General features: G+C 71.8%; 12 protein-coding genes, 3 pseudogenes and 1 riboswitch. Of the genes and pseudogenes, 11 read left to right on the forward strand and 4 right to left on the reverse strand.

What is annotated here, in order from left to right; translation table 11 throughout:
* Positions 1–410: 410 nt before the first annotated feature.
* Complete coding sequence (locus QPK52_RS26385; RefSeq protein ID WP_410540020.1) at positions 411–626, reverse strand: hypothetical protein; 216 nt, start codon at positions 624–626, stop codon at positions 411–413.
* Positions 627–790: 164 nt separating this feature from the next.
* On the opposite strand from QPK52_RS26385, the gene QPK52_RS26390 reads away from it, so the two are divergent.
* The 4 genes from QPK52_RS26390 (at position 791) to QPK52_RS26405 (ending at position 5599) form a co-directional block, all read left to right on the forward strand.
* On the forward strand, positions 791–1819 hold the full coding sequence (locus QPK52_RS26390) for a hypothetical protein (protein ID WP_410540022.1): 1029 nt from the start codon (positions 791–793) through the stop codon (positions 1817–1819).
* A gap of 26 nt (positions 1820–1845) precedes the next feature.
* Positions 1846–2670, forward strand: a complete 825-nt coding sequence (locus QPK52_RS26395; protein WP_410540023.1) for a hypothetical protein — start codon at positions 1846–1848, stop codon at positions 2668–2670.
* A gap of 253 nt (positions 2671–2923) precedes the next feature.
* Entirely contained in the window at positions 2924–5026 is a 2103-nt protein-coding gene (locus tag QPK52_RS26400) for a SpoIIE family protein phosphatase (RefSeq protein WP_410540024.1), read from the forward strand.
* 300 nt (positions 5027–5326) lie between these two features.
* Positions 5327–5599, forward strand: a complete 273-nt coding sequence (locus QPK52_RS26405) for a hypothetical protein (protein WP_410540025.1) — start codon at positions 5327–5329, stop codon at positions 5597–5599.
* A 487-nt stretch (positions 5600–6086) separates the two neighbouring features.
* Here the strand turns inward: QPK52_RS26405 and QPK52_RS26410 are convergent.
* Positions 6087–6440: pseudogene (locus tag QPK52_RS26410) on the reverse strand (cation:proton antiporter); the annotation flags it as partial.
* Positions 6441–7129: 689 nt separating this feature from the next.
* Positions 7130–7420, reverse strand: a complete 291-nt coding sequence (locus tag QPK52_RS26415; RefSeq protein WP_410540027.1) for a DUF3040 domain-containing protein — start codon at positions 7418–7420, stop codon at positions 7130–7132.
* A gap of 276 nt (positions 7421–7696) precedes the next feature.
* Here QPK52_RS26415 and QPK52_RS26420 point away from each other — a divergent pair, with 276 nt between their 5' ends.
* The 7 genes and pseudogenes from QPK52_RS26420 to QPK52_RS26450 form a co-directional block, all read left to right on the forward strand.
* Positions 7697–8644, forward strand: a complete 948-nt coding sequence (locus tag QPK52_RS26420) for a histidine kinase (RefSeq protein ID WP_410540028.1) — start codon at positions 7697–7699, stop codon at positions 8642–8644.
* A 3-nt stretch (positions 8645–8647) separates the two neighbouring features.
* The gene (locus QPK52_RS26425) at positions 8648–9226 is read left to right on the forward strand and encodes a response regulator transcription factor (protein ID WP_410540029.1); all 579 of its coding nucleotides are present in this window, start codon (positions 8648–8650) and stop codon (positions 9224–9226) included.
* Between the two features lie 37 nt (positions 9227–9263).
* A riboswitch (cobalamin riboswitch) is annotated at positions 9264–9414 on the forward strand.
* Between the two features lie 101 nt (positions 9415–9515).
* Complete coding sequence (locus QPK52_RS26430) at positions 9516–10619, forward strand: FecCD family ABC transporter permease (RefSeq protein WP_410540030.1); 1104 nt, start codon at positions 9516–9518, stop codon at positions 10617–10619.
* A complete protein-coding gene (locus QPK52_RS26435; RefSeq protein ID WP_410540031.1) occupies positions 10619–11392 on the forward strand; it encodes an ABC transporter ATP-binding protein in 774 nt (257 codons plus the stop codon). Before QPK52_RS26430 ends, QPK52_RS26435 begins: the two co-directional genes overlap by 1 nt.
* 39 nt (positions 11393–11431) lie before the next feature.
* Complete coding sequence (locus QPK52_RS26440; RefSeq protein ID WP_410540032.1) at positions 11432–12454, forward strand: ABC transporter substrate-binding protein; 1023 nt, start codon at positions 11432–11434, stop codon at positions 12452–12454.
* A 359-nt stretch (positions 12455–12813) separates the two neighbouring features.
* Positions 12814–13020 (forward strand): annotated as a pseudogene (locus QPK52_RS26445) (hypothetical protein); the annotation flags it as partial.
* Between the two features lie 196 nt (positions 13021–13216).
* Positions 13217–13423: pseudogene (locus QPK52_RS26450) on the forward strand (transposase family protein); the annotation flags it as partial.
* A gap of 6 nt (positions 13424–13429) precedes the next feature.
* On the opposite strand, the gene tatA reads toward QPK52_RS26450, so the two are convergent.
* Positions 13430–13672 carry a Sec-independent protein translocase subunit TatA gene (gene tatA, locus QPK52_RS26455; protein WP_410540033.1) on the reverse strand — a complete coding sequence of 81 codons (243 nt, stop codon included), beginning with the start codon at positions 13670–13672 and terminating at the stop codon, positions 13430–13432.
* Between the last annotated feature and the right edge of the window lie 52 nt (positions 13673–13724).

The following is a 13724-nucleotide window of genomic DNA, read 5'->3' on the forward strand; positions in this document are numbered from 1 at the left end:
GCCTCGTTCAGGTCCGCCAGGGCGCCGGTTCGTGTGCCGCGTGCGTGAAGCGCGGCCAGGAGGCCGTACAGGAGATTCGCACGTTCTTCATGGTGCCGGGGTGTTCGCTCCACTGCCGTGCGGTAGACGGCGACAGCCTCGTCAAGGTCCGCTGTTGCACCGGTCCGATGCCATCTCTCCCACACCTCGGAGCCGAGCTGGGACCAGTCTTCCGTACCTTTTCGATTGCGACCGCCAGTGAACGATTTCCACCACATTCAGCACCTCGTCTTCGAATACCCCTGCCTCATTGCACAGTTGGAGCCGTGTGGCTAGCGTCATCACTATAGGGAGGACGCGTGAGGGACGGCCTCGACCAGTCGACCGTTCGCAGAGCGAACGCCGTGGCATACGTCTGTCAGAACCTGGAGCTACTCCGCGCCCAACTGCTCGACGGGCAGTTGGGCGACGACGAGCCCTTGGAGCGGGTTCTGGCAGCCGTGCGCTCGGGCGGGAACGTTGACGGGGCGCTGGAGCACCTGCACCTGCTGCTGCAGGCGGACGGCGACGCTCGCGGCGTGCACGGGCTCCTTGACGGGGAGGGCGGCTCCCGCGGCCTCGGTGGTGGTGAGCCACCCGGCGGCCACGGTCTGTACCAGGTGACTGGGTTGTCCCGGGGTGCGGGACCGGCCGACATCGTCTACCTGTGCCCGGCGCACCGGTGTACGCGCTCCTGGGCTCCGCACCCCGGCGTGCCCCTACCTCGCTGTGCCATCACCGGCCAACCGCTGCGACGGGACCGTCTCTAGCCATGGGTGGCCTGCTCTCGGAACTTGGAAAGAAACTCGCCGAACGCTGGCTGTCCCTCCTCGTCCTGCCGGGTGCCCTCTACCTCGCCGTCCTGGGCACGGCGGCCCTGCTCGGCCACGGCCATCCCTTCGACCTGCGCCATCTCACCCACCAGGTCTCCGCGACGGCCGAAGCCCGCACGGTCCGCACCCCCGGCGGCCAGATCGTGATCCTCGGCGCCGTCCTGGCCGGCTCCGCCGCGGCGGGGCTCACCGCGCAGGCGCTGGGCTCACTCGTCGAGCGCGCGTGCCTGGCCGCCGACTGGCGCACCTGGCCACGCCCACTGCGCGCCCTGGCCCAGTTGCGCGTCAACCGCCGTCGGCGCCGCTGGGCCACGGCCGCCGGCCGCTACGACCGACTGATGACGGAGGCCCGGCGCACCCGCGGCCGCGGCGAACGCACCGATCCGACCGCGCGGTGGACGGCCCACCTCGCCATGACCCGAATCGCCGCAGAATACCCCGACCGCCCGACCTGGAGCGGCGACCGCATCCACGGCGTCTCCGCCCGCCTGGACCGGGTGCACCAGCTCGATGTGGCCACGGTGTGGCCGTACTTGTGGCTCACCCTGCCCGAGACCACCCGCACAGAGATCGCCGCGGCACGCCGGTCCCTGTACCGCGGCAGCACACTCACCGCGTGGGCCCTGCTGTACCTTCCGGTCGCCGGATGGTGGTGGCCCGCCGTCCTCATCAGCCTCGCTCTGGCCTTCGCGGGCCGGGCCCGTACCCGTGCCGCCGCCGACAACTACGCCCTGCTGCTGGAGGCCGCGGCCCGGCTGCACAGCGGCGAGCTCGCGTTCCGCCTCGGCCTGACCTCCGCATTCCCGACAACCGCGAGCAGGCTCGGTCCCGCCACGCCGCCGGCTCCCGCACCGCCACCCGATGGCGCGGACGGCACCGCTCCCACGCCCCTCACCCCGGACCTCGGCGACGCTCTCACGCGCGCGTTGCACGTACCTCCTCCCGCTCCACCGCCCGATTCCGCATGAGCAGCCGCAGGAAGGACGCAGGCCCCATGGTGACGCGATGGACACAGCAGTTGCTCGACGAGGCGACTTCCCTCATGGCGGAGAAACGCTACCGATCCGCTCTGGGACGGCTGCTGGTCATTTTCGACGTCTACCCCGACCTGCCGGAGGCAAGGCGCCTGGCCAGCGGGTTGATCTACATCGGAGCCCGAACGACGAGCAAGGCCACTCCCGAGGAACAACTGGGCCCCAGGCAACTGTTCGACACCCGCCTGAACGCGATCTTCTGCGCCTGCGAAGCACCGGGATGCGGTGTGTCCTGGGTGAGCGCGCACCACCTGCTGGACGACCACGGCGGTGGCACATTGATCAACAACCCGATGGGCGGATACTGCGAAGCCTGCGGTGTCACTCTGTGCAGGAGACATGCGCGGTCCGTCTCACACACTCTCGGCTGCCCGCGCTGCGGCCTGCATCTGGACCCCGTCCCCGCACCGAACGGACGCCGGCAGTCCGCCCAGACCGAACGCCTCAACAAGCAGCTGGTCCACGTGATCGTGCTGGTCGAAGGAGAGAAGCCGCCATCGCCGGACTTCATGACAGGGCTCTGCGACAGCGTGATGCCCGACGTGTTCGACGACAGTCCTCGGATCACCGGCAACTACTCCCGGAAATTCAAAGGGGATGAAGGCCGAGCCGAGGTCATGTTCCATGCGGCAGCGCTGGAACCGGCCTATCTCACGGACGATTACGAGCTGCGGATCTACCCCGGCAAACAGGCCGGCCGGCGCGGGCAACGATGGGTGATCGCCAAGGTCTTCGAGAACCGGCCCAAACACGTAGACCCCGAAAACCCGCCGACACGCACCTGACCGGGTGAGGTGCTCGGCGCGTCTGGGGCTTCCCCGGCCGACACGGCCTCCCGCGGCGGAAGAGCGGACCACTGGTCGACATGGCCGAGGGTGAGGCTCATGGGCGGCTCCCGCCGAGGCGGACCGCCGCCTGCACGCCCGGCGCGCGGGTGTTCGGCGCGGGCGGGAGGGGCGCGGCCGGGTTGCGGCGGACGGAACGAGGTCTTCTCCTGGGAAGCACGGGGTTCTGTGATGACGTCGTGGTGGGAGGCGTATGACCGGCCGTGGCGGTCTCCCCGGAACCGGGGCGGCGGGCTGGGGGCAGCCCGCCGAGCTGGTGCTGGACGCCGCCGGTGCGGTGATGATGTGCACCCGGCCCGTGCTGGAGTTGCTGGGCGGCTCGGCCGGGGAGCTCCGCGGCAGGGAGCTGGGCTCCTTCCTCGAGGATCCGTCGGAGTGGGCGGGGCTGGCCGAGAGCGCCGGGCACGGCCGCCGCAGCGACGGGCGCGTGGTGCTGCGGCGCGTCGGCGGCGGCCGGGTGGACGTGGACGTGAGCGTGTTCGCGCTCGCGGGTGGAGGCGGGGCGCGTTTTCTCGTCTGGCTGGTGCCCGCGGCGGGAGCCGAACTCGAGGACCGGTTCGGGATGCGGGTGGCCCTGGCCGGAGGCGGTGTGCTGGCCTCCAGCCCGCGCGCACAGCAGCGGCTGGACCTGCTGCACGCGGCGGCGGTGCGCGTCGGCGGTTCGCTGGACGTGGCACGCAACGCCGAGGAACTGGTCGATCTGCTGGTGCCGGTGTTCGCCGATCTGGGCGCGGTCGATCTGACCGAGGAGGTGCTGGCGGGGGAGGAGCTCGGGGAATTCTCCGCGGACGCGCTCATGAGGCGTGTCGCCGTGGCCACCGGGGAGGGGATGTGGCCCGAGGAGATCTACGGCCTCGGGGAGACGTTCTCGATCGGGGATGTCGAGCGGGAGCACCTGCTGCGGGGGTCGGCCGGCATCATGCCGGACCTGAGCGGCCTGCGGAGGGCGGCGGCACGGGATCCGCGGCGGTCCCGGCTGAGCCTGCCCGAGGCCGCGACCTCCTTCCTGGTCCTCCCGCTGCGGGCGCGCGGGACCGTGCTGGGGGCCGTGCCGCTGTGGCGGACCGGGGACCGGACTCCGTTCGACCGGGGTGACGCGACCCTGGCCGAGGAGATCGGCTCCCGGCTGGCCCTGGGCCTGGACAACGCCCGCCGGTACACCCGGGAGCGGCGCACGGCCGAGGCTCTGCAGCGCAGCCTGCTGCCTCCTCCAGTAGTGCGCCTGGCCGGGGCGGAGACCTCGGGGATGTACGCGCCGGCCAGCACCGCGGCCGGCACCGGCGGGAGCTGGTACGACGTGATCCGGCTGTCCGGGGTCCGGGTGGCCTTCGTGGTGGGCAAGGTCGCCGGGCACGGAGTGAACGCCGCCGGCGCCATGGGAAGGCTGCGGTCGGCGGTGCAGACCCTGGCCGACCTGGACCCGCCGCCCGACGAGCTGCTGAGCCATCTGGACGACCTGGTGACCCGCATCGGCGAGGACGAGAGGCACCGGGCGGGGCCGGCCGTCAGCTCCCTGCACGGAGCGACCTGCCTGTACGCCGCCTACGACCCGGTCACCGGACGGTGTCTCGTCGCCAGCGCCGGCCACCCCGGCCCCGTCCTGGCCAGGGGACAGGACTGCGCGGCCGACAGCGTCGAACTCCGTCCCGGGCCGCCGCTGGGAGGCGGCACCGAGCCCTTCGAACCGGTGGAACTGCTCCTGCGGCCGGGTGACATCCTGGCCTTCCACAGCGGACCGCTCACCGCGGCGGCGCGGAACACCGAGCGGGACCTGGAGCGGATGTGCGAGAGCGCCCGGACCGCCGCGAGCACCGAACAGCCGCTGAGCGAGGTCGGGCCCCGCCTCCTGGCCCGCCTGCGGGAACAGAACCGCGACGAGGACCTCGCCCTGCTCCTGGCCCGCGTGGACCGGGTGCCGCCCGAGGACACGGCCTTCTGGCGACTGCCCGCCGACCCCAGCCTCGTCGCGCACGCCCGGGCCCTGACCTCCGCCCAGCTGGCGGAGTGGGACCTGGGCGAGCTGGACTTCACCACCGAACTGATCGTCAGCGAACTGGTCACCAACGCCGTCCGCTACGCCGGCGGCCCCATCGGCCTGCGGTTGACCAGGGACCACCGGCTCGTCTGCGAGGTCTCCGACCCCAGCCAGTCCCAGCCCTACCTGCGCCGCGCCCGCCTGTCCGAGGAGGGCGGCCGCGGCCTGTTCCTCATCTCCCAGCTCGCCCACCGCTGGGGCAGCCGCTACACCCCCGGCGGCAAGACCATCTGGACCGAGCAGCTCACCGAGGGCCCCTGACACCACCCGGCGACCACATCCCATCCGGGCGGCCGGCGATGCCCCGCCCGGCCGCGTCAGGTGCGGGAGGCCGCCGGGCCGCGCCCGCGCCGCGCCGGGATCTGCCTCCTGCCGGAATCCGAGGCTGGGGTTCCCGCGGACCTGGAGATTCTGCGGCGCCGCTACGGGGAGCTGACCCGGTCCTTCCGCGCTGCCGCCACAGCGGGCGATGTGGTCGTCCTCATGCTGGCCTGACCGGGCCCCGGCCCAGCCCCCCGCTGCGGTGCGGCGGTGTCGGTGCCGGCTGGGATGCTGCCGGGCATGGATGCGGAGGAATTCATGCGCGGCCGGGTCTACGGCGCCGACCACGATGACCCCCACCCCGGCCCCCGGGCGGGCCACGTCTACCGGGAGTTGGTGGGCGGACCACTGGACGGCCTGCTGCTGGACGTCACCGGCTGGGACGGGGAACGGCTGCGCCAGGGCGCAGCCCTGGCCACCGAGATCGGCGCGTTCGGGCCCGGCGGCCGCGCCGCCTACCAGCCCCGCCCGGGCGATGCGCACCGGTGGGACTGGTGCGGGGACATGCCCTGACCGAGCGCGCGGAGACCGACGCCTGCACCCACCACGCCGCCGATACCAGTGCCGACAGGCGGGAGTCGTACAGGTGATGTACGGGGGAAGAGGCCACGCAGCCGGTGCGCGGTGGGCCATGATCCCTCCCTGTGGCCCTGTGGCCCTGTGGCCCTGTGGCCCGTGGGGTCGGCGAGCCACTACCTCGCCCGACGGGTGGTGCGCCGGTACCGCTGCGGCCCCCGGTGAGAGGTTGGGTTCATGCGGCACTGTCGCGGCCGGTGGGCTCCAGGGTGCCGTGCTCGCCGAACCAGTGGGCCAGGCGGCCGCGGCGGCTGATCGCCCGCAGGCGCCGTTCGGTCGCCTCGCGGGTGGCTGGGGTGGTGATCAGCGCAGTTCGTCGCCCGCGCGGAGCACGGTCTCGCGCCGGGGGCGAGGGTGGTGCCGTCGCGGACGATCAGGGTGAGCACGGTGGGGGGCAGCCGCAGCTCGAACACCGCCACCCCGGCCAGCCGGGCCCCCGCAGCAGGTGGGCCCCGGTCGCGGTGACCACCGTCGAGACGGCCACCCCGGCGGTGGCCAGCACTCCGGCGGGCGCCGGCAGACGCCGCACATTCGCCCAGGTGGTGGTCAGACCGCCCTCGGCGAGGATGACGGCCAGGGCCGCGATGCCCAGAGACTGGGCGAGCTGGGCGTCATCGAACTCCACGCCGAGGACGTCCTCGCCGGCCAGCACACCGATGGCCAGGAACAGCAGCAGACTGGGCAGGCCCGCCCGGTGGGCGATACGGGCGGCGGCGATGCTGGCCAGCAGCACCGGGCCGCCGCCCAGGAGCGCCGTGTACAGCTCCGGCGACGTCATCTGCCCGTCCCTCGTATGGTCGCCGCTTCGATCACCGTCCAGGCATACCGTGCCACCACCGCGGGCAACGCCCTCCATGCCGCTGTCCGCTCCGGCGGGGGGCACGGGGCACCGCCCTGGTGCGAGCCGAGCGCAGTCAGCTGCGCCGAGGTCATGAGGAGAGCGGCCGGGGGCGGAGTCCGGACATCACGGTTCGGGGCCCGCGCCGCCCGGGCCACGGGCATCCGCACCGGCTGTGACTCCGGGCCGACGACCAGGCGGGGCAGTACGGGCGAGAACAGCCGGCGCGAGCCGGCCGTCTCCGGTCCGTGGACGGCGCAACCGCTCACCACAGTGAGCACGTGGTGGGACGGACGGCTGCAGGACATGCCGGCGACGGTGAGGGCGGCCGGAGGGGCCCCACCCACGGCAAGCGGAGTGCCGACACACCCGGCAGCCCCTGCTCCCAAAGCGGCGTGAAGGCCGGGACGGCCGGCCGGGGCAAGGGGGCCACGGCTTCTGCGGTCTTCCAGGACGCCTGGGGAAGCGGCGGACTTGTCTCCCTCACCGTTTCGATGGTCCTCGCCTCGTCGTCCAGCCTCCGCCGTGTCACCGGAGCCGACAGCTCTGCCCGCCGCCTGTGGAGCGCTCGCACCGGCCCAGGACACATCCGGTGCCGGTGCGGGGCCCGCCGGGCAGAACCACGGGCGTCACGGTGTGTGCAGACGACGGAACCAGGTGTGTCCCCGCGCCGGGTCGAACAGGTACTCCTGGGCCACCCCGGTCAGCACCAGGCCGGTCGCCAGGAGCAGCCCCTGCGGCAGCGCGAAGCCTGCGACCACCAGCACCAGCGAGAGGGCCAGCAGCAGCCAGCCCGGTCCGCGCCGGTACTCCCGGGGGCTGCACGGCTGTCCGGAGTCCAGGCCGCGGGAGAACTGCGGATCGCTGCGCTCCATCTGCGCTTCGATATCCGCCAGCACCTTGTTCTCGGAATGGGTCACGGCTCCTCCCCGGGTGCCAAGGCTGCGGCATCACTTCCACCATCACGCCCCCCGACAGCAGCCGCCATCGGGGCTGGCCCCCATTTCCCCGGGGCAGCGACCCGCAGGAGGCGGCCGGCACATGGGTGCCGGACCCGATGGGCATCCCGCGCCCCACATCCTCAGGCTGACGGGGCGGCCGCACCGCAGGGGGAAGCCGGCACCGTCTCACACGGCCGACCGGCATGGGACGGCCATAGTGGAGGAAGACGGCGAGTGAGGTGGAGGCGGTGCCCGATGTCCTTGTTCTGGCGGATCTTCGGGCTCAACGCCTTGGTGCTGATCGCAGCCACCGCACTGCTGCTGGGGCCGGTCACCGTCTCCACCCCCGTCCTGATCACCGAGGCCGCCGTCCTCAGCGCGGGGCTGGCCGCCATGCTCATCGCCAACGCCGCCCTGCTCCGCGTCGGTCTGGCCCCGCTGCAGCGCCTCACCCGCGCCATGACCACCACCGACCTGCTGCGGCCCACAGCCCGTCTGACGCCCGGCGGTCACGGTGAGATCGCCGAGCTGATCACCACCTTCAACACCATGCTCGACCGCCTGGAAGCCGAACGCGCCACCAGCGCCGCCCGCGCCCTGTCCGCCCAGGAAGCCGAGCGCCGCCGCATCGCCCAGGAACTCCATGACGAGATCGGCCAGACCCTCACCGCCGTCCTGCTCGAACTCAAACGTGTCGCCGACCACGCTCCGCCGCCCGTCGGTGAGGAGATCCGCCAGGTCCAGGAGACCACCCGCGCCAGTCTGGAGGAGATCCGCCGCATCGCCCGCCGACTGCGTCCCGGTGTCCTGGAGGAACTCGGCCTGACCAGCGCCCTCAAGGCCCTCGCCGGCGAGTTCTCCACCCCCGGCCTCACCGTGCGCGCCCATATCGACGCGCACCTGCCGCCGCTGGACCACAACACCGAACTCGTCCTCTACCGCGTCGCCCAGGAAAGCCTCACCAACGCCGCCCGCCACGCAGGCGCCACCCGCGTCGACCTCGACCTGCACCGCACATCCGCCGGTGTGCGGCTGCGCGTCCGCGACGACGGCCACGGCACCGGTGGAGCAGCCGAGGGCGCCGGTATCCGCGGCATGCGCGAACGCGCCCTGCTCATCGGCGCCGACCTCACCCTCGCCCCCGGCCCTGACGGCGGCACCGAGGTGCGTCTGGCCATCCCCACCCACTCCGGGAGGCCGTGACTCATGTCCGAGGCGGCCACCACCCGCATCCTCCTGGCCGACGACCGCACTCTGGTCCGCCGCGGCGTCCGCCTCATCCTCGACGGCGAGGCGGACCTGACCGTCGTCGCCGAAGCAGGCGACGGAGCCGAAGCCGTCGAACAGGCCCGCGCCCAGCAGCCCGACCTGGCCGTCCTGGACATCGCCATGCGCGACGAGCCCTTTCTCCACCCCGGAGCGGTCACCGCCCTCATCCGCCACTACCTCGACCACACCCGCGACGGCATCACCGCCCCCGAGCGGCTCGTCACCGCCCCCGAGCGGCTCGTCACCGACCGCGAGGAGGAGATCCTCGAGCTCGTCGCCGAAGGCCGCACCTCACAGCAGACAGCGCATGACAGCGCATCCTGGGATCAAACAGGAGGAGTGCGGGCGAGACAGCGGCCTCGCGCTCTCCCCGGCACCATCAGCCTCCTCGAGGTCACCAGCGCCACCGAAGCCGGTCCGCATACCGGAAAAGACCATCATGGACATGGAGAGATCTCCCTCACCGGTGAGCGCGCCGTCCACATCCTGGCCCTGCGCGCGGCCGACGCCCGCTGAGTGCGATCCCACCGCGGTGGCGCGAACCCGTGTCCCGTTCAAGGGGAGGAAGCGTGGTGGCACGCGCTAAGCTGCAAGCGCCCCGCGGGGGAAGTCCGGTCGAAGTCCGGCGCTGACCCGCAACGGTAGGCGGAGTCCTGTACAGGGTTCCGTAAGCCCGATTACCCGCGGTGGTGAAGCTCCTGTCGATCGCCGTGGACTGCGAGAGGGCGCTGCGCAGGGCGCCCGGCGCCCGGAGCCGCTCCTTTGATCACGTAGGTGCACGGCCCGAGGCGAAAGCGATCCGCCTGTGGCCACGCTCCGCGACCACGTACCCGCCGTACCGCACCGCACCACGAGCGGCGGGCCTCCACCACCCCGGCGCGTCTCGTTGCCCCTGCTCGTGACCGGCCTGTGCCTCGCACTCCCCGTCTCCTTGGTCTGCGGGGCGGGCATCGGAGCGTCGGGGCTCTCGTGGAGCGAGGCGCTGCACTGCCTCCGGGCGGGGCTGACCGGTGGGTCCATCGCTCCGGACGAGCTCTCCTCCTACACCATCGTGTGGGAACTGCGCTTCCCGCGCGCCGTGCTGGCCGCGGTCGTCGGCGCCGGCCTGGCATCCGTGGGCGTAGCCGTCCAGGCCATGGTCCGCAACGCGCTCGCCGACCCGTTCGTCCTCGGCATCTCCTCCGGCGCGGGCGTGGGAGCCAACGCCGTGCTCATCTTCGGCGCCTTCGGCGCCCTGGGTATCTGGGCGCTGTCCACGGCGGCCTTCCTCTCCGCGCTCGCCGCCATGGCCCTGGTGTACGCGATCGCCCGGACCCCGCGCGGACTGACACCGCTCCGGCTCGTGCTCACCGGTACCGCGATGTACTACGGCTTCTCGGCCGTGACCACGTTCATGGTGTTCGCCGCCGAACACGGCGAGGCGGCCCGGTCCGCGATGATGTGGCTGCTCGGCAGCCTGGGCGGCGCGAGCTGGTCCTCCGTACCGATCGCCGCGGGCGCGGTCCTCGGCGGCCTCGTCCACCTCGGCTTCTCGGCCCGGCGCCTGAACGCCCTGGCGATGGGCGACGAGACCGCCGCCGCGCTGGGGGTGGATCCTGGGCGGCTGCGCAGGGAACTCTTCCTGACGACCGCCGCCGTCACCGGCGCGGTGGTCGCGGTCAGCGGGGCGATCGGCTTCGTGGGCCTGATGGTTCCGCACGCCGCCCGGATGCTGGTCGGCGCGGACCACCGCCGACTGCTGGCCGTCGCGCCCCTGGCCGGCGCCGTGCTGCTGGTCTGGGTGGACATCCTGTCGCGCGTGGTGCTCGCCCCGGCCGAACTGCCGCTGGGCGTACTGACGGCTGTGATCGGCGTGCCCTGCTTCGTGATGCTCATGCGCCGCCGTACCTACACCTTCGGAGGTGTGTGATGCGGGTCGACATCGACGCGGTCACCGTGGAGATCTCCGGCGCGCGTGTGGTGGAGGACATCTCACTGCGGGCGGGCAGTGGCCAGGTGGTGGGGCTCGTCGGGCCCAACGGCAGCGGCAAGTCGACCCTGCTGCGATGCGTCTACCGGGCCCTGCGTCCCACGGCCGGTGCGGTACGCCTCGGCGGCGACGACCTGCTGGCCATGAGCCCGCGCGACAGCGCACGCCGGCTCGCCGCCCTTCCCCAGGAGGCGGTCGCGGAGTTCGACTTCACCGTGGCCGAGGTCGTGGCCATGGGCAGGCTGCCGCACCAGGGGGCGGTGGCCCGGGAGACCGAGGAGGATCGGCGCACGTGTGCCGCCGCGCTGGAAGGGGTCGGCGCCGGCCATCTGGCCGGCCGCGGCTTCCTCACGCTCTCCGGCGGTGAGAAGCAACGGGTCCTGATCGCCCGCGCACTCGCCCAGCAGCCACAGGTCCTGGTGCTGGACGAGCCCACCAACCATCTGGACATCGCCCAGCAGCTGGAGGTCCTGTCCCTGGTGCGGGCCAGCGGGCTGACCGTGCTCACCGCGCTGCACGACCTCAACCTCGCCGCGCTCCACTGCGACGTCCTGCACGTCATCGACGGCGGGCGGATCGTCGCTTCCGGCGCCCCCCACGACGTTCTCACGCCCGCCCTGCTGGCCGATGTCTTCGGTGTCCGGGCGCACCGCGTCCCCCACCCGGAGACAGGCGCGGTTCAGTTGATCTTCGACCGCCTCTCCACCCAGTAGTCCACCTCCCGGTCCGCTCTCCAAGGAGTCACCGCCGTCATGCCGAACCTCGCACGTCCCGCCGCCCTCGCCCTCGTCCTGACCCTCGCCGTCACCGGCTGCGGGGCCGACGTCTCCTCGGAGCAGGGGAGAGGAGACGACGCCCGGGCACTCGGCGACCACTATCCGGTCACGGTCGAGAACTGCGGCGAGAAGAGGACCTTCGAGCGGGCTCCGCAGCGCGTGGTCACCAACGATGTGGGCATCACCGAGATCATGTTCGCCCTCGGCCTCGAGGACCACATGGCCGGATACGTCATGCCCGACGACAAGGGCGACCTCACCGCGGTGCCGTGGAAGGACGGCTACCGGAAGACCGAGTGGCTCTCGAAGGAACGGATCAACAAGGAACTGGTCCTGGACGCCCGCGCCGATCTGGTCTTCGCGGGCTGGAACTACGGCTTCAACGAGGGCGAGGGCTTCACACCCGCCGTGCTGCAACGCCTGGGCATCGACTCGTACCTGCTCAGCGAGTCGTGCCGCAACGGACGGGGCAAGGCCCGCGGCGTGATGCCCCCGCTCGACGCGCTGTACACGGACCTGCGGAACCTGGGCGAGGTGTTCGACGTCGAGGACAGGGCCGAAGCACTCATCACCGAGTTCCGCGAGCAGGTGGCCGAAGCGCAGGCGAAGGCTTTGAAGGGTGCCGACCGGCCACGGGTGTTCCTCTACGACAGCGGTCAGGACAAGCCGTTCACGTCCGGCGCCTACGCCGGCCCCCACGACATCATCACCAAGGCCGGCGGCGACCACATCATGAAGGACCTGAAGGACAGCTGGACCACCGTGGGCTGGGAGACGGTCGTCGCCCGCGATCCCGAGGTCATCGTGATCAACGACTACGGGGACACCACCGCGGAACAGAAGCGCAAGTTCCTCACGTCCTACAAGCCGCTCGCGAACGTCTCCGCCATCAAGAACGACCGGATCGTCGTCCTCGACTACGTCGACCTCGTCGAGAGCCCGCGCAACCCCGCGGCCATCAGCTCACTCGCGGCGGACCTGAGGCGCCTCCGCCCCTGAACCTGGGATCACCTCGACCGGCTGTCCGGAGGTTCGGAAGAACCGCCTCCTCCACCGCCGCACAGGAGGGAGGCGAAGTCCGGAACTCCTGCCGCTTCTTCGGCGCCTGCGAGAACCGACCGCCTCTCCCGCCCGACTGCTGTGAGGAGGTGACATGGAAGACATGGCTGCCCGGATGTCCGGCGTCGTGTGTCGGCACGGCAGGGACGATGCCGTGTGCGACGCCGATCCCGGCGTCGCACACCTTGCCGGCCGGCCGGTGCACACTGTCCGGTGGGCAGCTCCAGCGCACGTACCTGGCGTGGGCGGCCGGCTGTGCGGCGGCCGGGGCAGGCATCCTGCTCGCCGACGAACCCGCCCTGCTCAACCGGGCGCTCGGCCGGTCGGGGTCGCTGTGGGCGTGGGGCACGGTCACGCCCGGGCTGCTGTTGCCGGGACCGCGACCCACCCGGCTGCCCCTCTCCCGGCAGGCCCTGGAACGCTGGCACCGCACCACCAGCCTGGCCACGATGGCGCTGACGCCCGCGCAAGCGCTGATGTTCGCGGCCGAACTCGTGCGCTATAACTGAGCCCTTTCAGTTTGGGCCCCGTGTGGGTGACGGGCGGGCCGACCGCAACGCACAAGGCTCCCGTGCCGTTGAGGGAGGTGTTCGACGTCTCAACCCATCGGTACGGGGGCCTCGTTGGTTCCCTATCCTGCCGCACTCGACCTGCCGCACACGCTGGTCGAGTGGGTCACGATGCTCATCGCCACCCGGGAGGGTGACCACCGGCCGCAAACGGCCGCCCGGCGGCGAGCTGTCGCCAACCCAGCGCACGGTCAACCGCGCGCTGGCTCAGGCTCGGACCCCTGTCGGACGCGGCATGGCACGGCTGAAGTCCTGGCGGATCTTCCGCAGATCCCGATGCAGCCCGAATCGAATGTCGTCAATCACCGCAGCCGTCCTCACCCTGGAGCTGCAACGCTGAAAGACCTCAGTGCGAAGTCCTGCCTGCGGAGCCGTTGCCGATTCCGCCGGAGGGCGTATCGTCGTTCGCGGACTTGATGACGCGGGAGCCCGGTGCACCTGGAGGGTGATCGGATTTCATCGCTTTGACTTCGCTTTTGAGGATGCGGGCCGACTTTCCTGCGGAGCGGGCGAGCTCGGGTAGTTTTTTGGCACCGAATATGACGATGACGACGATGATGAGGATGGCTACCTCGCTGATTCCGAGCATCGTGGTCCTTTCCGGAGGATGTGTGCGAGGCGGGGGCTGTTCACGGTCCCGC

The sequence above is a fragment of the Streptomyces sp. KL2 genome, from assembly GCF_046529545.1.
GTDB classification, from domain to species: domain Bacteria; phylum Actinomycetota; class Actinomycetes; order Streptomycetales; family Streptomycetaceae; genus Streptomyces; species Streptomyces radiopugnans.